The sequence below is a fragment of the Sulfitobacter sp. 1A13679 genome, assembly GCF_043557115.1.
GTDB lineage: Bacteria > Pseudomonadota > Alphaproteobacteria > Rhodobacterales > Rhodobacteraceae > Sulfitobacter > Sulfitobacter faviae.
Genome location: NZ_JBIFFO010000022.1, coordinates 35276 through 60899, shown reverse-complemented (window position 1 = coordinate 60899; position 25624 = coordinate 35276). Strand labels below are relative to the sequence as shown.

General features: G+C 63.9%; 28 protein-coding genes. 15 read left to right on the top strand and 13 right to left on the bottom strand.

From position 1 onward, the window contains the following. Positions 1–18: 18 nt before the first annotated feature. Positions 19–1242 (bottom strand): acyl-CoA dehydrogenase, encoded by a 1224-nt coding sequence (locus ACGYLA_RS16075; protein ID WP_394433827.1) that lies wholly within the window; start codon positions 1240–1242, stop codon positions 19–21. Positions 1243–1339: 97 nt separating this feature from the next. Here ACGYLA_RS16075 and ACGYLA_RS16070 point away from each other — a divergent pair, with 97 nt between their 5' ends. Both ACGYLA_RS16070 and ACGYLA_RS16065 read left to right on the top strand, forming a co-directional pair. Next, a complete protein-coding gene (locus tag ACGYLA_RS16070) occupies positions 1340–2239 on the top strand; it encodes a LysR substrate-binding domain-containing protein (RefSeq protein WP_394433825.1) in 900 nt (299 codons plus the stop codon). Between the two features lie 86 nt (positions 2240–2325). Then, complete coding sequence (locus ACGYLA_RS16065; RefSeq protein ID WP_394433823.1) at positions 2326–2658, top strand: hypothetical protein; 333 nt, start codon at positions 2326–2328, stop codon at positions 2656–2658. A gap of 70 nt (positions 2659–2728) precedes the next feature. Here ACGYLA_RS16065 and ACGYLA_RS16060 read toward each other — a convergent pair whose 3' ends face one another. Beyond that, positions 2729–3142, bottom strand: a complete 414-nt coding sequence (locus ACGYLA_RS16060) for a VOC family protein (protein ID WP_271688085.1) — start codon at positions 3140–3142, stop codon at positions 2729–2731. A 177-nt stretch (positions 3143–3319) separates the two neighbouring features. Beyond that, positions 3320–4879 carry a bifunctional metallophosphatase/5'-nucleotidase gene (locus ACGYLA_RS16055; RefSeq protein ID WP_394433821.1) on the bottom strand — a complete coding sequence of 520 codons (1560 nt, stop codon included), beginning with the start codon at positions 4877–4879 and terminating at the stop codon, positions 3320–3322. Between the two features lie 129 nt (positions 4880–5008). On the opposite strand from ACGYLA_RS16055, the gene ACGYLA_RS16050 reads away from it, so the two are divergent. From ACGYLA_RS16050 to arsC, 3 genes are read left to right on the top strand one after another with little or no spacing between them, the layout of a single operon-like run. Beyond that, a complete protein-coding gene (locus ACGYLA_RS16050; protein WP_394433819.1) occupies positions 5009–5359 on the top strand; it encodes a DUF952 domain-containing protein in 351 nt (116 codons plus the stop codon). Next, positions 5356–6399 carry a quinone-dependent dihydroorotate dehydrogenase gene (locus ACGYLA_RS16045; RefSeq protein WP_394433817.1) on the top strand — a complete coding sequence of 348 codons (1044 nt, stop codon included), beginning with the start codon at positions 5356–5358 and terminating at the stop codon, positions 6397–6399. The genes ACGYLA_RS16050 and ACGYLA_RS16045 overlap by 4 nt, the downstream gene beginning before the upstream one ends. Continuing rightward, positions 6396–6737, top strand: coding sequence for an arsenate reductase (glutaredoxin) (gene arsC, locus ACGYLA_RS16040; protein ID WP_394433815.1), 342 nt, complete (start codon positions 6396–6398; stop codon positions 6735–6737). The genes ACGYLA_RS16045 and arsC overlap by 4 nt, the downstream gene beginning before the upstream one ends. Here the strand turns inward: arsC and ACGYLA_RS16035 are convergent. The 3 genes from ACGYLA_RS16035 to ACGYLA_RS16025 are packed head-to-tail and all read right to left on the bottom strand — an operon-like array spanning position 6734 to position 9040. Next, positions 6734–8086 carry an MATE family efflux transporter gene (locus ACGYLA_RS16035; RefSeq protein WP_394433839.1) on the bottom strand — a complete coding sequence of 451 codons (1353 nt, stop codon included), beginning with the start codon at positions 8084–8086 and terminating at the stop codon, positions 6734–6736. The two genes, arsC and ACGYLA_RS16035, sit on opposite strands and share 4 nt — an antisense overlap. Before the next feature lie 22 nt (positions 8087–8108). After that, on the bottom strand, positions 8109–8621 hold the full coding sequence (locus tag ACGYLA_RS16030) for a PaaI family thioesterase (RefSeq protein ID WP_394433813.1): 513 nt from the start codon (positions 8619–8621) through the stop codon (positions 8109–8111). Continuing rightward, entirely contained in the window at positions 8618–9040 is a 423-nt protein-coding gene (locus ACGYLA_RS16025; RefSeq protein ID WP_394433811.1) for a PaaI family thioesterase, read from the bottom strand. The genes ACGYLA_RS16030 and ACGYLA_RS16025 overlap by 4 nt, the downstream gene beginning before the upstream one ends. Before the next feature lie 118 nt (positions 9041–9158). On the opposite strand from ACGYLA_RS16025, the gene ACGYLA_RS16020 reads away from it, so the two are divergent. Continuing rightward, positions 9159–9539 carry a MerR family DNA-binding transcriptional regulator gene (locus tag ACGYLA_RS16020; protein WP_209218215.1) on the top strand — a complete coding sequence of 127 codons (381 nt, stop codon included), beginning with the start codon at positions 9159–9161 and terminating at the stop codon, positions 9537–9539. Between the two features lie 21 nt (positions 9540–9560). Here ACGYLA_RS16020 and ACGYLA_RS16015 read toward each other — a convergent pair whose 3' ends face one another. Together ACGYLA_RS16015 and ACGYLA_RS16010 are read right to left on the bottom strand one after the other, a co-directional pair. Next, positions 9561–9785 carry a hypothetical protein gene (locus tag ACGYLA_RS16015; protein ID WP_394410299.1) on the bottom strand — a complete coding sequence of 75 codons (225 nt, stop codon included), beginning with the start codon at positions 9783–9785 and terminating at the stop codon, positions 9561–9563. 99 nt (positions 9786–9884) lie between these two features. Further along, positions 9885–10646: a LuxR C-terminal-related transcriptional regulator gene (locus ACGYLA_RS16010; RefSeq protein ID WP_394433809.1), complete on the bottom strand. Its 762-nt coding sequence runs from the start codon at positions 10644–10646 to the stop codon at positions 9885–9887. A 185-nt stretch (positions 10647–10831) separates the two neighbouring features. Here ACGYLA_RS16010 and ACGYLA_RS16005 point away from each other — a divergent pair, with 185 nt between their 5' ends. The 7 genes from ACGYLA_RS16005 to ACGYLA_RS15975 all read left to right on the top strand — a co-directional run bounded on the left by ACGYLA_RS16005 (position 10832) and on the right by ACGYLA_RS15975 (position 18726). Further along, complete coding sequence (locus ACGYLA_RS16005) at positions 10832–11233, top strand: MerR family DNA-binding transcriptional regulator (RefSeq protein WP_067261195.1); 402 nt, start codon at positions 10832–10834, stop codon at positions 11231–11233. A gap of 52 nt (positions 11234–11285) precedes the next feature. Beyond that, positions 11286–13067 (top strand): acyl-CoA dehydrogenase C-terminal domain-containing protein, encoded by a 1782-nt coding sequence (locus ACGYLA_RS16000; protein ID WP_394433807.1) that lies wholly within the window; start codon positions 11286–11288, stop codon positions 13065–13067. A gap of 49 nt (positions 13068–13116) precedes the next feature. Further along, the gene (locus ACGYLA_RS15995) at positions 13117–13329 is read left to right on the top strand and encodes a hypothetical protein (protein ID WP_067261198.1); all 213 of its coding nucleotides are present in this window, start codon (positions 13117–13119) and stop codon (positions 13327–13329) included. A gap of 23 nt (positions 13330–13352) precedes the next feature. Next, entirely contained in the window at positions 13353–14501 is a 1149-nt protein-coding gene (locus ACGYLA_RS15990; RefSeq protein WP_394433805.1) for an acyl-CoA dehydrogenase family protein, read from the top strand. Between the two features lie 134 nt (positions 14502–14635). Beyond that, positions 14636–15274, top strand: coding sequence for a glutathione S-transferase family protein (locus ACGYLA_RS15985; RefSeq protein ID WP_394433803.1), 639 nt, complete (start codon positions 14636–14638; stop codon positions 15272–15274). 15 nt (positions 15275–15289) lie between these two features. Beyond that, positions 15290–16504: an acetyl-CoA C-acetyltransferase gene (locus ACGYLA_RS15980; RefSeq protein WP_209218222.1), complete on the top strand. Its 1215-nt coding sequence runs from the start codon at positions 15290–15292 to the stop codon at positions 16502–16504. A 20-nt stretch (positions 16505–16524) separates the two neighbouring features. After that, positions 16525–18726 (top strand): 3-hydroxyacyl-CoA dehydrogenase NAD-binding domain-containing protein, encoded by a 2202-nt coding sequence (locus tag ACGYLA_RS15975; RefSeq protein WP_394433801.1) that lies wholly within the window; start codon positions 16525–16527, stop codon positions 18724–18726. Between the two features lie 249 nt (positions 18727–18975). Here the strand turns inward: ACGYLA_RS15975 and ACGYLA_RS15970 are convergent, their stop codons facing one another. Genes ACGYLA_RS15970 through ACGYLA_RS15960 form a run of 3 tightly spaced genes read right to left on the bottom strand, consistent with a single transcriptional unit; the run spans position 18976 to position 20541 of the window. Next, positions 18976–19617, bottom strand: coding sequence for a sulfotransferase family 2 domain-containing protein (locus tag ACGYLA_RS15970; protein WP_394433799.1), 642 nt, complete (start codon positions 19615–19617; stop codon positions 18976–18978). Further along, positions 19614–20186, bottom strand: a complete 573-nt coding sequence (locus ACGYLA_RS15965) for a DMT family transporter (RefSeq protein WP_394433797.1) — start codon at positions 20184–20186, stop codon at positions 19614–19616. Before ACGYLA_RS15965 ends, ACGYLA_RS15970 begins: the two co-directional genes overlap by 4 nt. Continuing rightward, positions 20119–20541: a hypothetical protein gene (locus ACGYLA_RS15960; protein ID WP_394433795.1), complete on the bottom strand. Its 423-nt coding sequence runs from the start codon at positions 20539–20541 to the stop codon at positions 20119–20121. Before ACGYLA_RS15960 ends, ACGYLA_RS15965 begins: the two co-directional genes overlap by 68 nt. Positions 20542–20635: 94 nt before the next feature. Here ACGYLA_RS15960 and ACGYLA_RS15955 point away from each other — a divergent pair, with 94 nt between their 5' ends. After that, the gene (locus ACGYLA_RS15955) at positions 20636–22261 is read left to right on the top strand and encodes an AMP-binding protein (RefSeq protein WP_394433793.1); all 1626 of its coding nucleotides are present in this window, start codon (positions 20636–20638) and stop codon (positions 22259–22261) included. Between the two features lie 84 nt (positions 22262–22345). Then, positions 22346–23359 (top strand): hypothetical protein, encoded by a 1014-nt coding sequence (locus ACGYLA_RS15950; RefSeq protein ID WP_394433791.1) that lies wholly within the window; start codon positions 22346–22348, stop codon positions 23357–23359. 69 nt (positions 23360–23428) lie between these two features. Here the strand turns inward: ACGYLA_RS15950 and ACGYLA_RS15945 are convergent, their stop codons facing one another. Beyond that, entirely contained in the window at positions 23429–24862 is a 1434-nt protein-coding gene (locus ACGYLA_RS15945; protein ID WP_394433789.1) for an SPOR domain-containing protein, read from the bottom strand. 87 nt (positions 24863–24949) lie between these two features. Then, the gene (upp, locus tag ACGYLA_RS15940; protein ID WP_067263778.1) at positions 24950–25591 is read right to left on the bottom strand and encodes a uracil phosphoribosyltransferase; all 642 of its coding nucleotides are present in this window, start codon (positions 25589–25591) and stop codon (positions 24950–24952) included. Positions 25592–25624: the final 33 nt, after the last annotated feature.

The following is a 25624-nucleotide window of genomic DNA, read 5'->3' as shown; positions in this document are numbered from 1 at the left end:
GCCCCCCGAAGCCAGTGTTTAGAAAAACGCCTGCAGACCGGTCTGGGCACGGCCCAGGATCAGTGCGTGCACATCATGGGTGCCCTCGTAGGTGTTCACCGTTTCGAGGTTCATCATGTGGCGGATCACCTGGAATTCACCGGAGATGCCGTTGCCGCCGTGCATGTCCCGCGACATCCGCGCCACGTCCAGCGCCTTGCCGCAGTTGTTGCGCTTGACGATAGAGATCATCTCGGGCGCGGCGTTGGCGGCATCCATCAGACGACCCACTTGCAGGGAGCCCTGAAGGCCGAGCGAAATTTCGGTCATCATATCCGCCAGCTTCTTCTGGAACAGCTGCGTTTGCGCCAGCGGCTTGTTGAACTGCTTGCGATCGAGACCGTATTGCAGCGCCGCGTGCCAGCAGAACTCGGCAGCACCCATCGCGCCCCAAGAGATGCCGTAGCGGGCGCGGTTGAGGCAGCCGAAGGGGCCTTTCAGACCCTGCACATTTGGCAGCAGCGCGTCTTCGCCGACTTCAACACCGTCCATGACGATTTCACCGGTGATCGAGGCGCGCAGGGACAGTTTGTTGCCCACTTTCGGCGCGCTGAGCCCCTTCATGCCCTTCTCCAGCACGAAGCCGCGAATCTTGCCGCCGTGGGCTTCGGACTTGGCCCAGACCACGAAGACATCGGCGATGGGGGAGTTCGAAATCCACATCTTGGAGCCGGTCAGCTTATAGCCATTCTCGGTCTTCTCGGCACGGGTCTTCATGCCGGCGGGGTCAGAGCCCGCATCGGGCTCGGTCAGACCAAAGCAGCCGATCCATTCGCCCGAGCAAAGCTTGGGCAGGTATTTCTGGCGCTGTTCTTCGGAGCCATAGGCATAGATCGGATACATGACGAGGCTCGCCTGCACCGACATCATCGACCGGTAGCCGCTGTCCACACGCTCGACCTCACGGGCGACGAGACCGTAGGACACATAGCTGCCGCCGAGACCGCCGTATTCCTCGGGGATGGTGACGCCGAGAAGGCCCATCTCGCCCATCTCCCGGAAGATCTCCGGGTCGGTCTTTTCTTCGGCAAAGGCTTCGATCACGCGCGGTTGCAGCTTTTCCTGCGCATAGGCGCGGGCGGAATCGCGGATCATGCGCTCGTCTTCGGTCAATTGGCTGTCGAGGCGGAAGGGATCCTGCCAGTCGAAGGTTCCGAGATCGGGTTTGTCCTTGGCGCGCAGCTTGGGGGCGTCAGCGGTCATGATGCATCCTTTCGGGTGATGTGATTTGCGGCAGTATTGCAAATCGGCAGCGCGAACTCTATCGCTGCTTTGTCCTGAGTTCATGAGAAAAAGTCATATGATCGCGCCGCGCCGCTTCCTGCCTTCGATCTCGGCCCTGCTGTCCTTCGAGGCGGTCGTGCGGCTCGACACCGCCACGGCAGCGGCGCAGGAATTGAACCTGACGCAGAGCGCGGTCAGCCGTCAGATCAAGACGCTGGAGGAACAACTGGGCGTTTCGCTCATGATCCGTCAGGGCCGCCGTCTAACCCCGACGCAGGCGGGATTGGATTATGTAACGCAGGTGCGCGACATCCTGAACCGGCTGGCGCAGGCCTCGGTCTCGGCCCGGACGAACCCTACGGGCGGCACGTTGAATCTGGCGATCCTGCCCGCCTTTGGCATGCATTGGCTGGCCCCGCGCCTGCGTGATTTCGCGCGGGATCACCCGGAGGTGACAGTGAACCTATCGACCCGGCTGCGGCCCTTCGCCTTTGCGGGCAGCCGATTCGACGCCGCCATTCATTTTGGTCATGAAGATTGGCCCGGCGTGCGCTACCTCCCGCTTTTGCCGGAAACGGTGGTGGCGGTCTGCGCGCCCGACCTGCTGCCCGCACCGTTGGAGGATGCACGCGACGTGCGCCATCTGCCGCTGCTTCATCTGGAGACCCGCCCGCGCGGATGGGCGCGCTGGCTATCCTCGCTCGGCGTGACGGATGAGCCCCCGGGCGGCATGATGTTCGACCAATTCTCGACCATGGCGCAGGCGGCCATTCACGGGCTGGGGGTGGCGCTGCTGCCGACCTTCTTCGCCCGCCCCTACCTGCGCGACGGGCAATTGGTGCTGGCCGCCTCGCCCACCACGCAAAGCATCGGGAACTACTACCTCGTCTGGCCTGACGACCGGGATGAGACGGCGGCGCTTGCGTCATTCCGTGGCTGGCTGGCCCAGCAGGCGGAGCCTGCGACGGCGGGGTGAGCCGCGCAAAGCTGGCCCAAGTTATGCCGCATTTACCTTGTATGAAACCGGCTAACCCGCCCGCATCGGGCGTTCCAAAGGAGCAGATGATGCTAAGTTCATACCGCAAAAGCACCGGCGCTCTGGCCCTTGCCCTGAGCCTCTGTGCCGCTGGCGCCATGGCCGAAAGCCGCAACGTGCTGATCGTCGACGGCGCCTATTTCCCATCGCTGTCCCATGTGCAGCCAGGCGATCAAGTGGTCTTCACCAATAACGCCACCGGCAGCCATACGATCACCGGCGAGGATGAGGTTTGGACCAGCGGCCCGATCCCCGTGAACGGCAGCTACACGCTCGACATCACCGCACAGACTCCGACGCGTTTCAGCGGGCAGACTTTGGAAGAGCCTGCTTTCGAAGGGGCGATCAGCTTCGACTGAGCCCGCACCGGTTTCAGCCGTTCAAAGCCCCGCTTGCGACAGCGGGGCTTTGTCGTTTCAGCGCTTGGCCTTATTGGGCAAAAACGCGGTCCATATCGGCGAACCCCTTGACCTCGATCGGGTTGCCCGACGGGTCGCGGAAGAACATGGTCGCTTGCTCGCCCGGCTCCCCTTCGAAACGCAGCGAAGGTTCGATCACGAAGTCGACCTCTGCGCCCTTCAGCCGCTCCGCCAGCGCCTTCCAATCCTCCATCCGCAGGACGACGCCCAGATGCGGCATAGGCACCATATGCTCACCGACCTTGCCAGTGGCCTCTGTCTTGAAAGGCTCACCCAGATGCATGGAGATCTGGTGGCCGAAAAAGGAATAATCGACCCAAGTTTCGGTCGACCGGCCTTCGGTGCAGCCCAGCACATCGCCGTAGAAGGCGCGGGTCTCATCAAGGTCGCGGACGTTATAGGCAAGGTGGAAGGGGGTGAGCATAGCGGTCTCCTGTTTGGTTACCGCATGTGTATCCCTTGGCGGGAGAGGTGCAAGGGGCTGGCTTGCGGGGGACGCGCAGCTTGGGCATCAGCCCGAAAGCAAGGGCCCTGCCCGGCTATTCCTAAACAAAAAGGGCGCGCCCCGCTGGACGCGCCCTCTCGCTAAGGCCCGAGGCCCTTACTTCATCTTGATGCGGCCATCGGTGTAGGGCTTGTAGCTGCCGTTCTTCGCCAGATACTCCGCTGTCACATCCGCCAGATCGGGGCCGAAGTCATAGGCATTCTCGGCGTCCTTAAACATCGCGTAGCCGTCGCCGCCATTGCGGACATAGTTGTTGGACACGGCGCCATAGGTCTTTTCGGGATCAATCGGTTCGCCGCCCACCATCACATCGCTGATGCGGCTGCCGGGCTCGGCCTTGGGATCAAAGGTATAAGACATGCCCGCCACCTGCGGGAAACGGCCCGCGCCGTCTTCCAACTGGCTTACCCCGTTTTCCAAGGCTTCGATCAGGGTCGCACCGCTGATCTGGAAGGTCGAAAGCGTGTTCTGGAACGGCAGCACGGTCAGCACTTCGCCCATGGTCACCTCACCCGCGTCGATGGATGCACGCAAGCCGCCCGCGTTGGAGATCGCCACGTCGATGCCCTGATCCTTCACCCGGTCCAGCATCGCGTCGGAGACGAGGTTGCCCATCGCACATTCCTGCGCGCGGCAGATGTCACGGCTGCCTTCGATGGTTTCCGACGTCTCGGCCACGACCTTCTGGCGCAGCTCCTCCAGCGGGGCGGCGCGTTCGGCCACCAGATCGACCGTCGCCTGATCCTCTTCGACTGAGGCGTCGAGCAGGATCGGATCGCCGGAAATCGCGGTCACCTCCCCCGCGTCGTCGAAGGTGACATTCACCTCGCCCAGATATTTGCTGTAGGCATAGGCCTGCACGATCGGCACGTCGTTGACCATGGTCGGGTAAGCGCCCTCGGCCCGCTCTTCGCTGTTGCTCAGAAGCGTGTGGGAATGGCCGCCGACGATCAGGTCGACGCCGGTCAACTCCTCGGCCAGCCGCTTGTCGCCCGCCAGCCCGATGTGGGTGAGCAGGATGATCTTGTTAACCCCATCCTCGGTCAGCGCATCGATCTCGGCCTGTGCCGCATCCGCTGCGGGAGAGAAGATCACCTCCGCCCCGGGCGAAGAGGTTTCGGGCGTGTCTTCGGCAAGGACGGAGACGATGCCGATCCGCTCTCCACCAACCTCAACCACGGTGGATTTGCCGATCTCGCCCTCCAGCCCCTCTACACCGCCCACGTCGATATTGGCCGAGAGCACGGGGAAATCGACCTGTGCCACGAAATCGGCCAGCCCCTCGGGGCCGTCGTCAAACTCGTGGTTGCCCACGGCCATCACGTCATAGTCGAGCTTCGACATGAACTCGGCTGCCATGTCGCCCTTGTAGCGCGTGTAGAAAAGCGAGCCTTGGAACCAGTCGCCCGCATCCAGCAGCAGGTGGTTCTCTCCGGCGCGTTCACGGGCGGCTTCGATGGCGGAGACCATTCGCGCGACACCGCCAAAGCATTTGCCCTCGGCATTGTCCTCGGCGCTGCAGGGGCCGTCATATTTGCTGATCGGCTCAAACCGGTCATGGAAATCATTGGTATGCAGAATGGTCAGATTATACTCTGCCGCCGCCATGCCGCTGGTCAAAGCCAGCGCAGCGGTCGCGGTCAGGAATCGTTTCATGATAGTTCCCCTGTTGCTTGTTATGCCGGTATCGTGGCGCGGGGTTTGGCCCGTGTCAAAGGTCATATGACCTGCCCTATGGTCACCCGCGGGTCTTGACCCCGCCCCGCCCGGCGGGCATCAGAAGCCATGCTGATTTTCAAAATATTCCGCGCGGACGAATGGGCTGCGCTGCGCAAGAACGGGGTCTCGGACGGGGCGCCGATCGATGTCACCGATGGCTATGTGCATTTCTCCACCGCCGAACAGGCGGCGGAAACCGCAGCCAAACATTTCAAGGGGGAGGACGGCCTGTTCCTGCTCGCGCTTGAGGCCGACGCTCTGGGCGATGCGCTGAAATGGGAGCCCTCGCGCGGCGGCGCGCTTTTCCCCCATCTCTACCGCCCACTCAAGATCGAGGATGTGGTCTGGGCGCAGCTCCTGCCGCTGGTGGATGGCGTGCATGAATTCCCCGCAGGATTGGGCGAGGCCAGCAAATGACGCCGCTCTTGGAAAAGCTGGGCCTGCAGGCGCTGCACCGGGTCGATCCCGAAGCGGCGCACGGTCTGGCGATCCGCGCGCTGCGCGCAGGGCTTGCGCCCGCGCCGGGGCCGCAGACTTCGGCGCGGCTGCACACCACGCTTGCCGGGCTGGACCTGCCGAACCCTCTCGGGTTGGCGGCGGGGTTTGACAAGAATGCCACCGCGATCGCCCCCCTTTCCCGCGCCGGTTTCGGCTTTGTCGAAGTGGGGGCCGCCACGCCCCTGCCCCAGCCCGGCAATCCGCGCCCGCGCCTGTTTCGCCTGACCGAGGATCGCGCCGCGATCAACCGTTTCGGCTTTAACAACGAGGGGATGGAGGCGATCTGCGCCCGGCTTTCGCGCCGCGGCGCGGGGGTGCCGGTGGGGCTGAACCTTGGTGCGAACAAGACCAGCGCGGACCGGGCCGCCGACTTTGCCCGCGTGATGACCGCCGCGCGCAATCACGTCGATTTCGCGACGGTCAATGTCTCCTCCCCCAATACCGAGAAGCTGCGCGACCTTCAGGGTAAAGCGGCGCTCTCGGCCCTGCTCGAAGGGGTGATGGACGTGCGCGGCGCCACGCCGGTTTTCCTGAAAATCGCCCCCGATCTCAGCGAAGCCGAGATTGAGGATGTGGCCGAGGTTGCCCAAAATTCGGGCGTTGCTGCCATCATCGCGACCAATACCACGCTTGACCGGACCGGCCTTGCCAGCGCCCATGCAGGCGAGGCGGGTGGTCTGTCCGGTGCGCCGTTGTTCGACCGCTCGACCCGCGTCTTGGCGCGGCTGGCGGGGCTGACGGATATTCCGCTGATCGGCGTCGGCGGGGTGTCGGACGCGCAGACCGCCTATGCCAAGATCTGCGCCGGGGCCTCTGCCCTGCAACTTTACACCGCGCTGGTCTTCGGCGGTCTCGGACTGGTGCGAGAGATCACCACCGGGCTGGATGCACTCTTGGCCCGCGATGGTTTTGCCAGCGTGGCCGAGGCCGTGGGCAGCAAACGCGAGGATTGGCTATGATCACCCTATGGCATAACCCGCGCTGCTCGAAATCGCGGCAGACGCTGGCGCTGATCGAAGCGGCGGGGGTGGAGGTAACCCTCCGCCGCTACCTCGAAGATGCGCCGACACGGGATGAGGTCATCGCCGCCCGCGACACCCTTGGCTTGCCTGCGATCAAGATGATGCGGACGGGCGAGAAGCTGTTCAAAGAGTTGGGTCTGTCCAAGGACAGCCCCGAAGAGACCCTGATCGATGCCATGGCCGCCCATCCGATCCTGATCGAGCGCCCCATCGCCTTTAGCACTGGCCGCGCCGTGATCGGCCGCCCGCCCGAAGCGGTGCAGGCGCTGCTCTAGCCCGCCGCGCGCTCCAACGCCGGATAGCGCAGCGCCAAGGTGATGCCGCGCACCACGAAGGACACCAGAAGCGATATCCAAAGCCCGTGATTGCCCAGGCTTGGCACCAATGCCAGCGCCGTCACGGCATAGATCAGAAACGACACAAGCATCATATTGCGCATGTCGCGCGACCGCGTGGCGCCGATGAAGATACCGTCGAACATATAGGCCGCACAACCCAGCAGCGGCGCCGCGATCATATACGGCAGATAGACCCGGGCGAGCTCTTGCACCTGCGGGGCCTTGGCCATCATGTCGATGATCGCGCCGCCGCTGACGGCAAAGACCACCGCCAACAGCAGGCTAACCAACAGCGCCCAAGCGGAGGTCAGCACCGCCCCGCGCCGCAGGACATCGCGCTGCCCCGCGCCGTAGGCCCGGCCAATGATCGCCTCGGCGGCGAAGGCGAAACCGTCCAGCCCGTAGGAGGTGATCATCAGGAATTGCAGCAGCACCTGATTGGCCGCCAAGGTCACATCGCCCAAGCCCGACCCCATGAAGAGGAAGGAGACAAAGATCGCCTGCAACAAAAGCGAGCGGATCAGGATATCGGTGTTTACCTGCATCATGCGCGTCCAGCGCGGCCCGTCAAAGACCTGCGCCCAATCGCGCCACGCCACCCCTGCGAAAGCCGCGCGGCAGAACCACAGGCCCAAGGCCGCCCCGCTCCACTCTGCAAGGAAGGTGGCGATGGCGACGCCTTCGACACCCCAACCGAGGCCCAGCACAAACCACAGGTCCAGCAGAATGTTCAGCCCGTTCATCCAGACCTGCAACACAAGCACGGCGCGGCTGCGCTCCTGCGCGATGAGCCAGCCGGTGATCGCATAGATCGAGATCGCGGCGGGGGCAGACCAGATGCGGATCGCCATATACTGCCGCGCCAGCCCCTCGACCTCGGGCGATCCGGGGGAGATTTGGAAGGCGCCCCAGAAAAGTGGAAACTGCAGCGCCATCAGCGCCAGCCCGGCCCCCGCGCCGATCATCAGCCCGCGCGTCAACAGCGCTGCGACCTCGCTCTCTTCGTCATTGCCCGCCGCCTGCGCGGTAAGGCCCACGGTGCCCATCCGCAGAAAGCCGAAAATCCAGTAAAGCGCCGAGAGGATGATCGCCCCCAAGCCCACCGCGCCGATGGGGGCGGCGGCGCCCATCTGCCCCACCACGCCGGTATCGACCGCGCCGAGGATCGGCACGGTGGCGTTGGAGATGACAATGGGAACCGCGATCTTGAGCACGCGGCGGTGGGTCACCACATCGCGCGCCGCCAGCGTGCCACGCTCAACCGCGCGCACCTCTGCGTCGGTCAGCGGCTCGGTCTCTGATTGCGGCTCAGCCACGCCGTTGCGGCATCAGGAAATGGCCCGTGGCCTGCGCAAAAATACGGCTGCGGTTGTCCTGCCATGCCTCGACATGGACACTGGCGTAGCGCCGGCCCGAGCGGTTGATCCGCGCCCGCGCATAGGCATCGCGCGGCAGGCCCGACCGCAGGTAATCCACGGTGAAATCGATCGTCTTGGGCAGCCGGGGCAGATGGTCGGCATCCAGATTGTCCAGATCAAGCGCGCCGCTTTCCATATCTTCCCAGATCAGCCCCCAGCTGAGGGTGATGATCGCGGTCGCCTCAAGAAAGGCCGCCGTGGCCCCGCCATGCAGGGCAGGCAGGATCGGGTTGCCGATCAATTGTTCGGAAAAAGGCATGATGCCGGTCAACTCATCGCCACGACGCTCGAACTCGATGCCCAGAAAGCGGATATAGGGCACACCTTCGACCATGGCGCGCAGCACCCCGTCGCGGCGTTGCTTGATGACCTGAACCGGCTCCGGCTTGCGATGCTTGGTCATTTATGGCCCTCCACGGTGAAAGTGCCGGTCGCTGTGGCGACAAGGTTGTCGGCGTCCTCATCCGTCGTCGTGGCCCGCACGAAGGCGACCGAACGGGTGACGTGATAGCAGGTCGCGCGGGTGATGATCGTCTGCCCCGGTGTGGCGGCGCGCAGATATTCGATCCTGAGATCCATCGTAGCGGTGGCCGCGGGGTTGCTCGGGTGGCTCATCACCGCAGCCCCGCAGCAGGTGTCCATCAGGGCCGAGACCGCGCCACCGCTGATCACACCGGTCTTTGGGTCGCCGATCAGCTTGTCGTCATAGGGCATGGTAATCACAGCCGAACCATCGCCCAACTCCTGCAACTCCATCCCCAATGCCATGGAATGGGGCAGCGCCTGAATGAACTGTCGCGCCAGCTTTAATTTGTCGGACATGCAACCCAACCCTCTGCCTCTGGTTTTGTCCTTTATCAGGGCGAGATAGCCAAAGGGCAAGACCGCCTGTTGCGCATCCCCGCGCCTGACCATAGTTTGCCGGAAGGGAGAAGATGCTTTGGACGATGAACGCCTGACATTCAAAGAGATGTGCGCGGCATTTGACGTGACGCCACGCACGTTGCGCTATTACGAGTATATCGAATTGCTGCAACCGCACCGTGAGGGGCGCTCGCGTTTCTATGGCCCGCGCGAACGGGCGCGGATGAAGCTGATCCTGCGCGGCCGCAAGTTCGGCTTCGCGCTGGAGGACATCCGCCAGTGGCTGCTGATCTACGAGAAAGAGGGCACCGAGGCGCAGATGCGCACTTGGGTCACCATGGCCGATGGGCAGTTGGAAGAACTGGCCGAGCAGCGCCGCCAGTTGGACGAAGCCATGGCGGAATTGCAAAAGCTGCGCGACGACACCGCCGCGGCCATCGCCTCGGACAAGAGCTGAGCGGCTGGCTGAGCGGCGGGCTCAGCGGCTGTTGCGCTGCGCCAACTGCCCGATGAGCATCTGCAAATCCGCCGTGATGCGGATGAGATCGGACACCACATCCGCGCTCGCGTCTCCGGCCAAATCGAATGCGCCGTTTTCGATGGTCTCGGACGCGCCTTTCAGCTCTGCAACCACGCGCGCGCGCGTTTCTGCCACGGAACCGCTTTCAGCCCCGCTACCTGTCTGCTCTTGTTTTTCTGACATGCCTGGTGCCTCTTTAGGTCGAGCGCCCGCACCTACAGCCCCCACGACGTGGGGTCATGTCACGCAGTCACGCGACAGCGACGCGAGGTCAACCTTGCCCTAGGGCGCGCCCTCTTTCGGGCGGCGCAGCAGCCCCGCGCCGAGCCCGCGAATGGCCGCGGTGGTGCGGTCGTTCACGTCAAGCTTGGAGAAGATGCGCCGCACGATCGTATCGACCGTATGAGGCGAAATCCCAAGTATTTCGGCGATGACGCCATTGCTCTTGCCAGTAGCGATCCACTCCAGCACCTCGACCTCGCGCGGGGACAAGCCGAAATCCCGCGGCGATTGGCTTTCGGCCAAGACGCAATAGCGCAGATGCGCGATCTGGGCGGCGCTGAGAAGTTTGTACAACGCCTCCGGCGACAGACGCGCCTGTTTGGCGGCAAACCCCAGTCCTACCACGGCGGAATCCCTGCCCGGGCCATGCACCCTAAGCGAAATGCCATCATTCGGATAGCGCCGCATCAACCCTTTCATATAGTGATCTTCCGCAGTGGTGAGCCGCACGGTGCGGGCCACATCCGACCAGTAGATCGGCATCACCTGCTGCCGGGCTAGCGCCTCCACCGGGCTTTCGCGCAGCTTCTCTATGTCCAGAAACTGCGAATGCCACTGCGGCCCCTCTGCGCCATTGCTGTCGAACTGATAGAGGATCGCAGGCGCGCCGGGGCTGTCCCCGTGATAGCTGACCAGATCAATTCCAAGACCTTGATAATAGGCAAGGCCGCAAGCCAGAAGACGCGCCGCGGAGGTGGCGTTTTGCGCACAGTGAACCAATCCGTCCAACGTCTCCGGCCCGCTTTGATCGAGGTTTGCCATCTCCCACCCGTTCTAATGCCCTGCGCCATGGCGGCGGCGCACGCCCATCATCCTTTCAAACCTAAAGGAAATTACCCTGCGCATAAAGTGACGCAACGTATCACTTACGTCAACGTCAACTCCCATTGTATCAGAAATGCCAGCCCCCAACTGAAGTCATGAAACGACGATTGGAGAGTGATGAGATGACCGCCGACACGCTGACCATTCGCCAGATGTGCGACGCTTTCGAAGTAACCCCCCGCACCCTGCGGTTCTACGAAGCGAAAGAGCTGCTCTTCCCATTGCGCGAGGGCCAGAAACGCCTATTCACTAAAAGCGATCGCGCCCGGCTCAAGCTGATCCTGCGCGGCAAGCGCTTTGGCTTCAGCCTCGAAGAAATCCGCCAGTTGCTCGACCTTTATCATATGGGCGACCAGCAGCAGACGCAGATCGCTGCCGCCTATGAGATCGCCCGCGCCCGTCTGGCCGACCTCGAGTCGCGCCGCGAAGAGCTGAACGAGGCCATCGAAGACCTCAAGGACCAGTTGAAATGGGGGGAAAAGATGATCGCCTCCATGAACCAACCCCGCCGCGCCGCCGAATAACCCCGGCGACGCCGCCCCTCACATCCATAAAAAGACGACCCGGAGAGCAAAGATGCCCAGTTACACAGCCCCCACCAAAGACCTGCAATTCGTTCTGCACGACGTGCTGAAGGTGACCGAAAGCAAGACCCCCGGCTATGATGAGTTGGAGCCTGATTTCACCTCCGCCATCCTCGAAGAGGCGGGCAAGCTCACCTCCGAAGTACTCGCCCCGCTGAACGTCGTGGGCGACAAGGAAGGCTGCCGTTTGGAAAACGGCGTCGTCTACACGCCCAAAGGGTTTAAGGAAGCCTTTGAAAAGGTGAAAGAAGGCGGCTGGCCCGGCCTCGACATGCCCGAACAATACGGTGGGCAGAACATGCCCTATGTCCTCGGCACCGCCGTGGGCGAGATGTTCTCCGCCGCGAACCAAGCTTTCACCATGTATCAAGGTCTGACCCACGGCGCCGCCTCGGCGATCCTAGCCCATGGCACCGACGCGCAGAAAGACACCTACCTGCCCAAGATGGTCTCCTGCGAATGGACCGGCACCATGAACCTGACCGAGCCGCATTGCGGCACCGATCTGGGCCTAATGCGCACCAAGGCGGCCCCGCAGGACGATGGCAGCTACAAGATCTCTGGCCAGAAGATCTTCATCTCCTCGGGTGAGCATGACATGGCCGACAACATCATCCACCTCGTGCTGGCCAAAATCGAAGGCGGGCCTGAGGGCATCAAGGGCGTGTCGCTCTTCATCGTGCCGAAGTTCATGGTCAACGAAGATGGGTCTTTGGGGGAGCGTAACGGCGTCTCCGTCGGCTCCATCGAAGAAAAAATGGGCATCCACGGCAACTCGACCTGCGTGATGAACTACGACGGCGCCACCGGCTATCTGCTGGGGACCGAACACAAGGGCATGCGCGCCATGTTCACCATGATGAACGAAGCCCGCGTTGGCGTCGGCATGCAGGGTCTGGCTCAGGCCGAGGTGGCCTATCAAAACGCGCTGGAATACGCCAAGGACCGCCTGCAAGGCCGTGCCGTTACCGGTGCCGTCGCCCCCGAAAAGCCCGCCGACCCGCTGATCGTGCATCCCGACATCCGCCGTTCGCTGATGGACCAGAAAAGCTTTGTCGAAGCCGCCCGTGCCTTCATCCTCTGGGGGGCCACGATGATCGACGCGGCGCACCGCGCCGAGGACAAGGACGCCGACGGCCTCGTCTCGCTGCTCACCCCGGTCATCAAGGGCTTCCTGACCGACCAAGGATACGACATGACCGTGAAGGCGCAGCAGGTCTACGGCGGCCACGGCTATATCGAGGAATGGGGCATGTCCCAATTCACCCGCGACGCCCGCATCGCCCAGATCTACGAAGGCGCCAATGGCGTGCAGGCGCTTGACCTCGTGGGCCGCAAACTGGCGCAGGACGGCGGCAAGCACGTCATGGCCTTCTTCGACCTCGTGAAGGGCTTCATCAAGGACAACGCGGGCCAAGACGCCGAATTTGACGCGGCCTTCCTTGAACCCCTGAAGGCGGCCAGCAAGGACCTGCAATCGGCGGGCATGTACTTCATGCAGAACGGCATGAAGAACCCAAACAACGCGCTCGCCGGGTCCAATGACTTCATGCATATGTTCGGTCATGTCTGCCTCGGCCTGATGTGGGCCAAGATGGGTCTGGCGGCGAAAGAAGCATTGAAGAACGGCAGCGGCGACGCCACCTTCTACGAGACCAAGTTGGCCACCGGCCGCTACTATATGGCGCGCCAACTGCCCGCCACGGCCCTGCACCTGACCCGCATCCAATCGGGCGCGGATACGGTCATGGCGCTGGAGGCCGCAAACTTCTAAAACGGGGGGTGGGGGCAAGCCCCCACCCTGCCCAACACCCGGAGAGACCATGCCCAAACGCTTCCGCCTGACCCGCCGCTTCCCCGTCGCCATGACCGAAGAAGGCTACCGCAGGCTGAAGAAGTTCAGCACGGATGCAGGTCTTGATGAGGGGGAAGCGCTGTCGTTCCTGTTCGAGAATTTCAACTCGGTCATGAACGAAGAAAACCTGATCGCGCGGCTGCGCCTGTTCAACGCCGAACTGGACGCCCGCAAACGCTGAACCCTTGGGGAGGGGGCCAGAAGATGCAGACCAAAACATCCAGCTGGATGACCGACGAACACCAGATGATCGCCGATATGACGGCGCAGTTCATCAATACCGAATGGGCGCCCAAGTTCGAGAAATGGCGCAAACAAGGCCAGATGGACCGTGACACATGGGCCCAAGCCGGTGAACTGGGCCTGCTCTGCCCCTCGGTGCCCGAGGAATACGGCGGCGCTGGTGGCGACTTCGGCCATGAGGCCGCGATCCTCATCGAAGGCTCCCGCGCCAACCTCGCCTCCTGGGGCCACGGCATCCACTCCGGCATCGTGGCGCATTACATCCTCGCCTATGGCACCGAGGACCAGAAACAACGCTGGCTGCCTAAGATGGTCTCGGGCGAGCTGGTCGGCGCATTGGCGATGACTGAACCCTCGACCGGCTCGGACGTGCAGCGCATCAAGACCAAGGCGATCCGCGAGGGCAACGCTTACAAACTCTCGGGCCAGAAGACCTTCATCACCAACGGCCAGCACGCCAACCTGATCATCGTGGCCGCCAAGACCGACCCCAAGGAAGGCTCCAAGGGCGTCAGCCTCGTCGTCGTGGAAACCGACAAGGCCGAAGGTTTCCAGCGCGGCCGCAACCTCGACAAGATCGGCCTGCATGCCGCCGACACCTCCGAGCTCTTCTTCGACAATGTCGAGATCCCACCCGAAAACATCCTCGGCCAGGACGAGGGCCAGGGCTTCTACCAGATGATGCAGCAACTGCCGCAGGAACGCTTGATCATCGGCTGCGGCGCGGTGGGCGCGATGGAAGGCGCCGTGGCGCGCACCATCCAATACTGCAAGGAACGCGAAGCCTTCGGCGGCCCGCTGACCCAGTTCCAGAACACCCGCTTCCAACTCGCCGAGGTCAAAACCAAGACCGCGGTGGCCCGCGCCTTCCTCGACGAATGCATTAGCGAACACCTGCGCGGCGAACTCAGCGTCGACAAGGCAGCGATGCAGAAATACTGGCTCACCGACACCCAAGGCGAGGTGCTGGATGTCTGCTTGCAGATGCACGGCGGCTACGGCTTCATGCAGGAATATGCCGTGGGCGAAATGTGGGCCGATGCGCGGGTGCAGCGCATTTACGGCGGCACCAATGAGATCATGAAGGAACTGATCGCGCGCAACCTCTAGCCGTGCGCGGGTTTAAACACCGGCGCAGAGGTATTTGAAAAAGGATGAAGATAAGGCGCCCCCTGCCCCCTTCATCCTTTCACAAATACCTTCCGACATTTCAGCGGGCGTCGACAGAAGAGGAGGAATGACAGGTGACCATACAGCTTTATTGCTTTGGCGAATCGGGCAACGCCTACAAGGCGGCGCTTGCGCTCGAATTGTCCGGGCTCGACTGGGAGCCGGTGAAGGTGGACTTCTTCGGCGGCGAGATGCGCCAGCCCGACTACCGCGCGCAGATCAACAACATGGGTGAGGCGCCGGTGATGATCGACGGCGATCTGCGGCTCACCCAATCGGGCGTGATTCAAGATTACGTTGCGGAAAAGTCGGGCAAATTCGGCGGGCGCGACGCGACGGAACGGCGCGAAATCCTGCGGTGGGTGCTATGGGATAACCACAAGCTTAGCTCCGTTGCCGGGATGACCCGTTTTCTGATGAACTTCCTGCCCGAAGACAAGCGCCCCGCCGAGGTCATCGCCTTCAACCAGGGCCGGCTTAAGGCCGCCTACGGCGTGCTGAACGACCATCTCGACGGCCGCGATTGGATCGCGGGCGACGACATCACCAACGCGGACCTCAGCTGCTGCGGGTATCTTTATTACCCCGAGCCTTTCGGTTTCGACCGCAGCGACTGGCCCCATATCGACGCGTGGCTTACGCGTCTGAGCGAAACACCGGGCTGGAAAGCCCCCTATGATTTGATGCCCGGCAGCCCTGCTGACCGCGCCTGACCCGGAGGACATGACATGACCCAAGACGTATACATCTACGACGCCCTGCGCACCCCGCGCGGCAAGGGCCGCAAGGACGGCGCCCTGCACGAGGTGACCTCGCTGCGGCTCTCGGCCCAGACCTTGAACGCCGTCAAGGAGCGCAACAACCTCGAAGGCCATGCCGTCGAGGACGTGATCTGGGGCAACGTCACCCAGGTGATGGAACAGGGCGGCTGCCTGGCCCGCTCGGCGGTGCTGGCCTCGGACCTTGATGAGCGCATCCCGGGTCTGGCCATCAACCGCTTCTGCGCGTCGGGCATGGAGGCCGTGAACCTCGCTGCGAACCAAGTCAAAGGCGGCGCGGGCAACGGCTATATCGCCGGCGGTGTGGAGATGATGGGCCGCGTGGCCATGGGCAGCGACGGGGCGGCCATCGCCGTGGACCCGACGCTGGCGATGGAGAAATACTTCGTGCCGCAGGGCATCTCGGCGGACATCATCGCCACCGAGTTCGGCTTTTCGCGCGACGAGGCCGACCAACTGGCCATGCAGTCCCAGCAGCGCGCCGCGCGGGCCTGGGAAGAGGGCCGCTTCGACAAATCCGTCATCACCGTGCGTGACCAGAACGGCCTCGCGATCCTCGACCGCGACGAATACATGCGCCCGCAGACCGACATGCAGAGCCTTGGCGGCCTGAACCCCGCCTTCCAGCAGATGGGCGAGGTCATGCCCGGTTTCGACAAGGTCGCGCTGATGAAATACCCGCATCTTGAGCGGATCAACCACATCCACCACGCGGGCAACTCGTCGGGCATCGTCGACGGCGCCGCCGCGGTGTTGATCGGTAACAAGGAGTTCGGCGAGCAGCATGGGCTGAAGCCCCGCGCCCGCATCCGCGCCACCGCCAAGATCGGCACCGATCCCACCATCATGCTGACCGGCCCGGTGCCGGTGACCGAGAAGATCCTCAAGGACAACGGCATGACGATCGGCGACATCGATCTGTTCGAGGTCAATGAGGCCTTCGCCGCCGTGGTGCTGCGCTTCATGCAGGCCTTCGACGTGGACGACAGCAAAGTGAACGTGAACGGCGGCGGCATCGCCATGGGCCACCCCCTGGGCGCCACCGGCGCCATGATCATCGGCATCCTGCTTGATGAGATGGAGCGCGCCGACAAGGAAGTGGGGCTGGCCACGCTCTGCATCGCGTCGGGCATGGGCGCCGCCACCATCATCGAGCGCGTGTGAGCCGCGAAGGGAGCAAGAGAATGACCGATTTCACAATGAACAAGGATGCCGAAGGCATCGCCACCATCACCTGGGACGTGCCGGGCAAGAGCATGAACGTCATGTCCTTCGAGGGTCTGCGCGATCTGGAAAAGCACATCGACGACGCGCTGGCCGATGATGCCGTCAAGGGCATCGTCATCACCTCCGGCAAGGAAGGCTCCTTTGCCGGGGGCATGGACCTGAACCTGCTAGCCAAGATGAAGGAAGACGCGGGCGACGATCCGGCCAAGGGGCTTTTCGAGGGCACGATGCAGATGCACGCCTTGCTGCGCAAGATCGAGCGCGCGGGCATGGACCCCAAGACCAACAAGGGCGGCAAGCCCGTGGCCTGCGTGATCCCCGGCACCGCCGCGGGCATCGGTCTGGAACTGCCGCTGGCCACGCATCGCACCTTTGCCGCCGACAACCCCAAGGCGCGCATCGGCCTGCCGGAGATCCTCGTGGGCATCTTCCCGGGTGCGGGCGGCACCACGCGGATGGTGCGCAAGCTCGGCGCCATGGCGGCCTCGCCCTTCCTTCTGGAAGGCAAGATGGTCGCCCCCGCCGCCGCGCAGAAGGCCGGGATCATCGATGAGGTCAGCGAAGACCCGATGGCCGCGGCGCGCGACTGGGTACTGAACGCCAAGGACGCCGATCTGGTGAAACCCTGGGATGCCAAGGGCTACAAGATGCCCGGCGGCGCGCCCTACCACCCGGCAGGCTTCATGACCTTCGTCGGCGCCAACGCGATGGTTAACGGCAAGACCCAAGGTGTCTATCCGGCGGCCAAGGGGCTTTTGTCGGCGGTCTACGAAGGTGCGCTGGTGCCCTTCGACACAGCGCTCAAGGTCGAGGCGCGTTGGTTCACCAACGTGCTGATGAACCCGTCGTCGGGCAACATGATCCGCTCGCTCTTCCTTAACAAGGAGGCGCTGGAGAAAGGCGCCGTGCGTCCCGAAGGCGTGCCGGACCAGCGCGTGAAGAAACTGGGCGTGCTGGGGGCGGGCATGATGGGTGCCGGCATCACGCTGGTTTCGGCGCAGGCCGGGATCGAGGTGGTGCTGATCGACCAGACGCAGGAGGCCGCGGACCGCGGCAAGGCCTATACCGAGGGCTATTTCGACAAGGGCATCGCCCGTAAGAAAGCCACGCCCGAGAAGAAGGCCAAGGCGCTCGATCTGATCACCGCCACCACCGATCTCGAGGCGCTGAAGGGGTGTGATTTGATCATCGAGGCGGTCTTCGAAGACCCCAAGGTGAAGGCCGAGATGACCCAAAAGGTCGAAGCCGTGATCCCCGAGGATTGTATCTTTGCCTCCAACACCTCGACCCTGCCGATCACCGATCTGGCCAAAGCGTCGAGCCGCGCGGAGCAGTTCATCGGCATTCACTTCTTCTCGCCGGTCGAGAAGATGCTGCTGGTGGAGATCATCAAGGGGCAAGAGACCGGTGACCGGGCCGTGGCCAAGGCGCTCGATTACGTGCGCCAGATCCGCAAGACCCCGATCGTGGTCAACGACGCGCGTTTCTTTTACGCCAACCGTTGTATCATTCCTTACATCAACGAGGGTGTGCGCATGGTGCAGGAGGGTGTCGAGCCTGCGCTGATCGAGAATGCCGCGAAGCTGGTTGGGATGCCGCTCGGCCCGCTCCAGTTGATGGACGAGACCTCGATCGATCTGGGCGCCAAGATTGCCCGGGCGACCAAGGCGGCGATGGGTGATGAATACCCCAACGACGACATCGACCCGCTGGTGTTCTGGATGGAAGAGGAAGGCCGTCTGGGCCGCAAGGCCAACGCCGGTTTCTACAGCTATGATGCCAAGGGCAAACGCGAGGGTCTGTGGCAGGGCATGGGGGACAAGTACCCCGTCGCCGATGAGCAACCCGAAATGATCGAGGTGCAGCACCGCTTGCTGTTCTCGCAGACCTTGGAAGCCGTGCGTGCGCTGGAGGAAGGTGTCTTGATGGATATCCGGGAGGGCGACGTCGGCGCGATCCTCGGCTGGGGCTTTGCGCCGTGGTCGGGTGGCCCGCTGAGCTGGCTCGACATGATCGGCGCGCCCTACGCGGCGGAGCGTTGTGACGAGTTGACCGAGAAATACGGTGAGCGTTTTGCCTGTCCGGACCTGCTGCGCGATATGGCGCAGAAGAACCAGAGTTTCTACGGACGGTTCAACCCGGACGCCAAGGCGGCGTAAGGGAGAGAGGGGGCGCTTCGGCGCCCCTTTTTATTGGTAGGAGGGTCATCGCCTGCCCGCGGGTCGGCGATGCGACGTGGCTTTATACCACTTTATGGTGCAGCCATGATGTGCGCCCGCGAGGGCGCGCCCTGCCTCATCAAATCGCCTACCCGGTCGCACCGGAGGTGCGCCCTAACTGTACCTGCATGCCTCTGGCGTGACGGGGCGGGCAGGCGATGGCCCGGCGCCTACGGCTTGATTCCGGGCCTAGTGTTCTTCGTAACCGTAGCCAAACCGCGCGATGTCCTCGGCGCAGATCTCCGACACCAAATCGCGCAACTCGGGTGTATAGGCCGCCACCCCTTCCGAAGCATTCACCCGCGGCAATTCCAACTCGAAACCGAGATGTTCAAACAACGGCGTCGCATCCGCTGCGAAATGCTCCAGCCGGATATAGAGATCACAGCGCTCCCGCCCCGCCGCATCCCGCATATACCGCCGCGCGGGCCATGCCCGCAGGCTGGCTTGCGTCTGCGGTTGCCGCAGGAACCCAGCGAAATCCGTCGCCTTCGCCAGCGCCACCGCCGGATGCTCGAACCCCTGCCCCCGCAGCCAGCGATAGTAGCTCGCTACCCGGTCCCACGGGTTGCGCACCAGCGTGAAGCAGAACAGATCGTCCAATTCCTCAGCGCGCACCAGCCCATCGATGTCCGCCAGTGTCGAGTGCTTCCACAGCCGCCCCGCGGTCTCGACCCCCTGCACCCGCCGCCGCCGCTTCCGCGCTTTCGGCGTATCGCCCAGCATCACGTCGTCTTTCATCGCGCGCGCCTCCAGCGCCAGCGCCAGTGAGGTGCCCCCGGTCTTGGGGATATGAACGAAGACGTAACGCCGACCGCGACTGATGATCACTCCACCGCCTCCGGCGCGCGCAGGGTCGAAGGCTCATCGCTGCGCAGGGCGATCACCGCCCCGGCCAGTGCGATCAGCGCCATGCCCGCGAATGCCAAGGGCGGCACCTCTTGGTCCCAGAGGATATAGGCCCAGAAACTGGCGAAGATCAGCAGCGAGTACTCGAAAATCGCCACATGCCCGGCCTCTCCCAGTTGGTAGCCGCGCACCAGAAAACCGATGCCGATGAGCGAGCCCACCGCCTGCACCGCGATCCAGAACCACATCGCGCCGTCGAGCGGCCCCCATGTGCGGCTGACGAAACCTTCGGCCCCCGCCATCTCCGCCCCCGGCAGAACCAAGACACCGATGCCGCCCATGACAGCCAACATGCCGAAGAAGCCCGCGGTCATCACCATCGTGCTCTCCCCCTCGCACCACGCCCGCGTCGCCACGGCGCCGATTGCGTAGAGCGCCCCGGCCAACAGCGGGAGGAAGGCCACGGGGTCAAGATCGCTCGGGTCAGGGCGGATCACCATCAAGGCCCCGGCAAAGCCCACGGCCACGGCTCCCCACCGCCACGGTCCCACGCGCTTGCCCTGAAACAGGGCCGAGATCATCAGCACGAAAAGAGGCGAGGTGAAGAGCCCGGCAACCACCACTCCGATGGGCAGAAAGGCCAGACAGCCGAAATAGATCAACATCGGCCTGAAACAGGCTGCGCGCCGCCACAGCCCAGAAGCGCCGGGGGCGCAGAATGCCGAAACCGAAGGCCGCCAGCACCATCAGAATGGCCACCGCCAAAAGCCCGCGCACGAAGTGAAACTGCCAGAGCGACCCGCGCTCGGTAATGAAGGGGACGAAGTTGTCGGTCAGCCCCAAAGCCGCCATACCGCTCACCGCGCAAAGCGCCGCCAGCCCCGATTTCACTGCTGTGTCCTGCATCTGCCCTCCTTTTCCTTCCTGCCCTCTTTTCAAAGTCACGCCCGGGCAGCAATACTCAACCCCAAATCGCAGCCAATGCCTTGGGAGGGGTCGCATGGGGTGGATGTCGGACGAACGCGGGCTTGAGAAATGCGCGGCGAACTTTGTGGCACTGACGCCGCTGTCGCATCTGCGCCGGGCGGCTGAGGTCTTTGCCGGAGAGACGGCGGTGATCCACGGCGACCACCGCGTCACCTATGCCCAGTACCATGACCGCTGCACCCGGCTCGCCGCCCTGCTGGCCGAGATCGGCGTGACGCCGGGCGACGTGGTCGCCACCCTCATCCCCAACCTCCCCGCACAGGCCGAGGCGCATTTCGGCGTGCCCGCCTGCGGGGCCGTGCTCAACACCATCAACATTCGCCTCGATCCCGACACGGTGGCCTATATCCTCGACCACGGCGGCGCCAAGGTGCTGCTGGTCGATACCGAGTTCCTGCCGCTGGCCGAAGAGGCCTGCGCGCAGATAGAAGGCACCTGCCCCGCGATCATCGAAGTGCCCGACCCTGCCGCCGGTTTCCCTGCCAGCGGGCGGCACCCGCAATACGAAGACCTTCTGGCCGAAGCCAATCCGAATTTTCACTGGATCATGCCCGAAGATGAATGGGAGAGCCTCGCGCTCAACTACACCTCCGGCACCACCGGGCGGCCCAAGGGCGTGGTCTACCACCACCGCGGCGCCTACCTGATGACCATGGGCACGGTAATCTCATGGCAGATGGTGCTGCGCCCGGTCTTCATGCAGATCGTGCCGCTGTTTCATTGCAACGGCTGGAACCACACTTGGATGATGCCGCTTCTGGGCGGCACGCTGGTCTGCTGCCGCGACATCACCGCGGCGGCGATCTATGACGCCATCGCCGATCACGGCGTCACCCATTTCGGCGGCGCGCCCATCGTGTTGAACATGCTGGTCAACGCGGGCGAAGAAGACCGCCGCGCCTTCGATCACCGCGTCGAGGTTTTCACCGCGGGCGCGCCCCCGGCCCCCGCGACCCTGTCGAAGATCGAAAAGCTGGGGTTCAACGTCACGCAGGTCTATGGGCTGACCGAGACCTTTGGCCATGTCACCGAATGTCTCTGGCAAGGCGCATGGGAAGGGCTGCCAGAGCCTGAGCGCGCCGGGATCAAAGCGCGCCAAGGTGTCGCCATGCCGATGATGGAAGAGATCACCGTGATGGACGCCGAGATGGCCCAAACCCCGCGCGACGGCGCGGCGCAGGGCGAGATCATGATCCGCGGCAATGCGGTGATGAAAGGCTACCTCAAGAACCCCGAGGCCACGGCTGAAGCCTTTGCGGGCGGCTACTTCCACTCCGGCGACATCGCGGTGCAGCATCCCGACGGCTACATCCAGATCGCAGACCGCGCCAAGGACATCATCATCTCGGGCGGAGAGAATATTTCGAGCGTCGAAGTCGAGGGCGTATTGATGGGCCACGGCGCGGTCAACCTCGCCGCCGTGGTGGCGCAACCGGATGAGAAATGGGGCGAAGTGCCCTGCGCCTTTGTCGAGCTGAAACCGGGGGCAGAGGCCAGCGAAGAGGCGCTGATCGCCTTCGCCCGCGCGCGCCTTGCCGGGTTCAAAACGCCCAAGCGCGTGGTCTTTGGCGAACTGCCCAAAACCTCCACCGGGAAGATCCAGAAGTTCGAATTGCGCAAACAGGCAGCGGCCCTCTAAGGCGGGGCATTATGTCACCTGCCATTGCTGATCCCGCAGCGCGTGGTAGAGTGGCGAAAACTGACAGGCCCGCAGCAGAACCCCATGACCGCCTTGACAAAATACGCCCGGCTCGAAGCGACGGGCCTTTGGCGCGCCACGCCCGATGCGCAGCGGCGCGAGGTGATCGTCTCTATCGGTGACGCGACGCTGGTGATCAGCGATCTCAAGGATCAGGCGCTGACCCATTGGTCGCTGGCCGCCGTCGACAGGGCCAACCCCGGCCAGACCCCCGCGCTCTATCATCCCGACGGCGATCCGGGCGAAACGCTGGAACTGCCCGACAATGAAACCGAGATGATCGAGGCCATCGAAAAGCTGCGCCGCGCGATCAACCGCAGCCGCCCCAAGCCGGGGCGTTTGCGGTCGGTCGGCATGCTGGCCTCCGTCGCAGTGGTGGCGGCGCTGGCGGTCTTTTGGATGCCCGGCGCCCTGCGCGATCATGCGATCAAAGTGGTGCCAGAGGTTAAACGTGTCTCTTTGGGCACGGCGCTGCTCAAGCGGCTTGAACGCGTCTCTGGCCCCGCCTGCGAAAGCCCCGGCGGCAGCGCCGCGCTGGCGCGGCTCACCAAACGGTTGGAGGTCGGGCGCGTGGCGATCCTGCCCGATATGACCCGCGCCAGCCTGCATCTGCCGGGCCGTCTCATCGTGCTCGACCGCGCGGTGCTGGAGGATTACGAAGAGCCCGATGTCGCCGCGGGCTATGTGCTGACCGAGGATGTGGCGCGCCGGGAACATGACCCGCTGCGCGCCCTTCTGGAGGCCGTGGGCCTGCGCGAGAATTTCCGCCTGCTGACCACCGGCGATATCTCTTCCGCGGCGCTGGATGCCTATGCCGAGCAACTGCTGATGCGCCCCGCCGCGACCCCGCAGGTCGAGGCTCAACTGGCGCGATTTGCCAAGGCCGAGCTGCGCAGCAAACCCTATGCCTTTGCCCGTGACATCACCGGCGAAAGCACCCTGCCCCTGATCGAAGGTGACCCGATGAACGGCAAGCTGACCGCGCCGCTGATGTCGGATGCCGATTGGCTGAGATTGCAAAGCATCTGCGGCGGCTGACGGATTGGCCCAAGAAAAAGGCCAGCCCGGGGAAACCTCGGCTGGCCTTTCTCCTTCATTGCAAAACGCTTAGCGCCGCAGATAGGCGTCCCGGTATCCTGCCCGGCGCAATTGGCCAAGCGCCGCTTGGGCAGAGCCGCCCGCGATGGGGCCCGCCTGAACGCTGTGATAGGTCTTGCCGCCACGGCTCTGTTTGCCGATGCGGGCGGGCAGGCCCAAGGCCGCAATCTGCCGCGCCGCGCGCTGCGCATTGGCGGGGCTGCCGAAGACACCGACCTGCACATAGCCCGCTTTGGTGCTGGGCTGGGCTGTCGGGGCCGAGCGGCTGGAATAGACGGGGGCCTTCTTGATCGGGCGGGCATCCCGATGGATCGGCGCGGCGTTGCGGTAGCGCAGCACCCGTTTCACCAATTGGCCATCGCGCTCGACGATCTTGACCCGCCCCAGCTTGCGGCGCTGTGTCTCGATATCGAGATAAGGATAGATCAGCGGCACTTTGGCGGTCACGTCTTCGCCGGTGGCCTTGTTGACCAAACGGCGCGGCAGGGTCTGGGTCCAGACCAACAGCATGTCGGCGCGGCCTTCCAAGGTCTGCTCCGCCCGGTGCGGGTTCAGACGGTCGTCCTCCCAGACCTTCCGATACCCTTTCGGGACTTTCACATTGGTCGTGTTCACCCGATTGATCGCCACATGTTTCGGCACGATCCGCGTCTGCGTGCCCACGGCGCGGGCGGGCTTGGCGCTGACCACCGGAGCGGCGACGGCGGCAGGGGCCACGATCCGCGCGGGTGCAGCGGCAACGCCGGGCATCATACTCGCGCTGCGGTAGGGCTGCGGTGCGGTGCCGCGCTGCGGGCTGGAAGGGGCAAGACGCCCTGTCACAATCGGCTCCGCCTGCGGACCACAGCGCACGCTATACCCATCCCCGCGCCGCATATAGCGCTGCGACAGGGGCGACGCGCCGGGGCAAGCGGTGACGAAGCCAGCCGGTGCCGGGGCGGCCAGCGCGACGGGTTTGCTGGGCACCACGGGCACGGGCCGCGGCGCGGTCTCGCGCACGACTTTGGGGGCAGCGCTCCGCGCCGGGGCTGGCGCGACACGGCGCACCACTTTTTGCGGCGCGGGCCGGGCCACGGGGGCTTTCGGCTTCGCCTTGGGCGCAGGCGCTTCGGCGACACGGGCGGGGGGCCTCTTGGCCGGGGCGGGGTCGACTTTGGTCTGCGCCGCCTCAACCTTTGCCTCTGCCACTTTCACGCCGTTTGTGGGCTGGAAACCGCAGATTTGCTGGCGCGCACGGCTCATGCGGGGCACCCATGACACATTGCCGTCAATGCCCGCGCGGATGAACACACATCCCGCGCTGTCGACATATTGCTTGCCCTTGTAAGAGGACGGCGGAAACTCTGCCGGTTGGCTGCGGCTGTCCTGCGCTTGGGTCTGCGATCCGCCGACACCCAAGGCTGCGACGATCATCGCCATGGCAATACTTCTGGTAAGTGTCATCTAATGCCCCCACACTATCTGGTAGAACGATGCATCAGCGCGCGGCCTGAGTAAAGCACCGCGCGCCGATTAGCGAAACTTACCCGATCACTTGGTGCCGAACATCCGGTCTCCTGCGTCGCCCAAACCGGGGATGATATAGCCCTTTTCGTTGAGGGACTCGTCCAGCGAGGCCGTGACGATGCGCACGTCCGGATGCGCCGCTTTCATCGTGGCGACCCCCTCGGGCGAGGCCAACAGGCAGAGGAAGATGATATTGGTGGCGCCTGCCTCTTTCAGCAGATTGATCGCCGCGACCGAGGAGTTGCCGGTGGCCAGCATCGGGTCCACGGCGATGACCAGACGGTCTTCCATCGCCTCGGGCACTTTGAAGTAATACTGCACCGGCTGGAGGGTCTCTTCGTCACGGTAGAGACCGACAAAGCCGACCCGCGCCGAGGGGATCAATTCGAGCACCCCGTCCATCAGCCCGTTGCCCGCCCGCAGGATCGAGATCAGCGCCAGTTTCTTGCCGTCAAGCGTTGGCGCGTCCATCTCTTGCATCGGGGTCTCGACCCGCTTGGTCGTCATCGGCAGGCCGCGCGTCACCTCATAGGCCAAAAGCTGGCTGATCTCGCGCAGCAACTGCCGGAAGACGGCGGTCGAGGTGGCTTTGTCGCGCATGATGGTCAGCTTGTGCTGCACCAGCGGATGGTCGACGATCGTCAGGTGATTGGGGGTATCGGTCATGCGGCAGGCTCCTTTATTTGCCCTGCTTCTAGC

Excerpts from the sequence above, each read along its gene's own strand:
- ACGYLA_RS16075 (WP_394433827.1), bottom strand. The coding sequence starts at position 1,242 with ATGACCGCTGACGCCCCCAAGCTGCGCGCCAAGGACAAACCCGATCTC.
- ACGYLA_RS16070 (WP_394433825.1), top strand. The coding sequence starts at position 1,340 with ATGATCGCGCCGCGCCGCTTCCTGCCTTCGATCTCGGCCCTGCTGTCC.
- ACGYLA_RS16065 (WP_394433823.1), top strand. The coding sequence starts at position 2,326 with ATGATGCTAAGTTCATACCGCAAAAGCACCGGCGCTCTGGCCCTTGCC.
- ACGYLA_RS16060 (WP_271688085.1), bottom strand. The coding sequence starts at position 3,142 with ATGCTCACCCCCTTCCACCTTGCCTATAACGTCCGCGACCTTGATGAG.
- ACGYLA_RS16055 (WP_394433821.1), bottom strand. The coding sequence starts at position 4,879 with ATGAAACGATTCCTGACCGCGACCGCTGCGCTGGCTTTGACCAGCGGC.
- ACGYLA_RS16050 (WP_394433819.1), top strand. The coding sequence starts at position 5,009 with ATGCTGATTTTCAAAATATTCCGCGCGGACGAATGGGCTGCGCTGCGC.
- ACGYLA_RS16045 (WP_394433817.1), top strand. The coding sequence starts at position 5,356 with ATGACGCCGCTCTTGGAAAAGCTGGGCCTGCAGGCGCTGCACCGGGTC.
- arsC (WP_394433815.1), top strand. The coding sequence starts at position 6,396 with ATGATCACCCTATGGCATAACCCGCGCTGCTCGAAATCGCGGCAGACG.
- ACGYLA_RS16030 (WP_394433813.1), bottom strand. The coding sequence starts at position 8,621 with ATGACCAAGCATCGCAAGCCGGAGCCGGTTCAGGTCATCAAGCAACGC.
- ACGYLA_RS16025 (WP_394433811.1), bottom strand. The coding sequence starts at position 9,040 with ATGTCCGACAAATTAAAGCTGGCGCGACAGTTCATTCAGGCGCTGCCC.
- ACGYLA_RS16015 (WP_394410299.1), bottom strand. The coding sequence starts at position 9,785 with ATGTCAGAAAAACAAGAGCAGACAGGTAGCGGGGCTGAAAGCGGTTCC.
- ACGYLA_RS16010 (WP_394433809.1), bottom strand. The coding sequence starts at position 10,646 with ATGGCAAACCTCGATCAAAGCGGGCCGGAGACGTTGGACGGATTGGTT.
- ACGYLA_RS16005 (WP_067261195.1), top strand. The coding sequence starts at position 10,832 with ATGACCGCCGACACGCTGACCATTCGCCAGATGTGCGACGCTTTCGAA.
- ACGYLA_RS16000 (WP_394433807.1), top strand. The coding sequence starts at position 11,286 with ATGCCCAGTTACACAGCCCCCACCAAAGACCTGCAATTCGTTCTGCAC.
- ACGYLA_RS15995 (WP_067261198.1), top strand. The coding sequence starts at position 13,117 with ATGCCCAAACGCTTCCGCCTGACCCGCCGCTTCCCCGTCGCCATGACC.
- ACGYLA_RS15990 (WP_394433805.1), top strand. The coding sequence starts at position 13,353 with ATGCAGACCAAAACATCCAGCTGGATGACCGACGAACACCAGATGATC.
- ACGYLA_RS15980 (WP_209218222.1), top strand. The coding sequence starts at position 15,290 with ATGACCCAAGACGTATACATCTACGACGCCCTGCGCACCCCGCGCGGC.
- ACGYLA_RS15975 (WP_394433801.1), top strand. The coding sequence starts at position 16,525 with ATGACCGATTTCACAATGAACAAGGATGCCGAAGGCATCGCCACCATC.
- ACGYLA_RS15960 (WP_394433795.1), bottom strand. The coding sequence starts at position 20,541 with ATGCAGGACACAGCAGTGAAATCGGGGCTGGCGGCGCTTTGCGCGGTG.
- ACGYLA_RS15955 (WP_394433793.1), top strand. The coding sequence starts at position 20,636 with ATGGGGTGGATGTCGGACGAACGCGGGCTTGAGAAATGCGCGGCGAAC.
- ACGYLA_RS15950 (WP_394433791.1), top strand. The coding sequence starts at position 22,346 with ATGACCGCCTTGACAAAATACGCCCGGCTCGAAGCGACGGGCCTTTGG.
- ACGYLA_RS15945 (WP_394433789.1), bottom strand. The coding sequence starts at position 24,862 with ATGACACTTACCAGAAGTATTGCCATGGCGATGATCGTCGCAGCCTTG.
- upp (WP_067263778.1), bottom strand. The coding sequence starts at position 25,591 with ATGACCGATACCCCCAATCACCTGACGATCGTCGACCATCCGCTGGTG.